Source organism: Synechococcus sp. R55.7, from assembly GCF_047461955.1.
Taxonomy (GTDB): domain Bacteria; phylum Cyanobacteriota; class Cyanobacteriia; order Thermostichales; family Thermostichaceae; genus Thermostichus.
This window is the reverse complement of the sequence record NZ_JANSIC010000467.1, coordinates 1-711: the sequence shown is the minus strand read 5'-3', so window position 1 is coordinate 711 and position 711 is coordinate 1. Positions and strand designations below refer to the sequence as shown.

Annotated in this window: 2 protein-coding genes; both read right to left on the bottom strand. The window is 55.8% G+C overall.

All coding sequences use genetic code 11. The annotated features are described in order from the left end of the window. Positions 1–51: 51 nt before the first annotated feature. On the bottom strand, positions 52–363 hold the full coding sequence (locus tag NW820_RS13170) for a hypothetical protein (RefSeq protein WP_011433892.1): 312 nt from the start codon (positions 361–363) through the stop codon (positions 52–54). A 153-nt stretch (positions 364–516) separates the two neighbouring features. Continuing rightward, positions 517–711, bottom strand: a 195-nt coding sequence (locus NW820_RS13165) for a hypothetical protein (protein ID WP_414407743.1), incomplete at its 5' end; no start/stop codon positions are given.

Here is a 711-nt window from a genome sequence, read left to right as displayed (position 1 = left end):
AGACGTCACCTCCTATTGGGGTTTCGTAAGTTTTTCAGAGGGGTGTAGTCCTCAATCCAAATAGGCGCTCAACTCCTGCTCCAATGTAGGCAGTTGCACCTCTCCCTGCTCCAGCTCTTCCAAATCTTCCAGTTGCTTGCGCAAACGGGCGATCCGCTCTTGCAGGCACTCTTTGATGCCTTTGGCCCCCAAACCGAGGCAGCTGCGGCAGACTTCCCCGTAGATTTGCCCGCGGTCGTTATAGACCACCGCCAGCAACACTTGGTGCCCTTTTTTCTGGATGGGGTTGGCCCATCCCCCACAGATAATGCAGGGCACTCGGCCATTGCCCCCGTAAATGCTGCGTTCCCAGACGATTCTCACGCTCAGCCTCAATGCAACTTGTTGCCCACCAGCATAAAAACCCAGGGGGATCCCTTGCCACCCCAAGATCCTTAAGATCCTCAATGGATCGCCGGCTCCCTTTTTTCTTCCTGAGAGAGGTTGGGGGTGAGAGCTAAAAAGGGATCCCAGTGGCTAGGTGCTGGGCCGGGCAGATTGAGAGCGGTCGATGGTGCGATAGGTGAGGCTGGCAGCCACCTCTAGAGCTTTGGCGGCGTCGCGGAAATAAAACCCCAACTCCTCATCCTTCTCCGTGCGGTTGGGCTTATTGAACTTGGCCTTGAACTGCACGTTGCAATACATGGCCAACCCCACCAGAACCTCTGACAG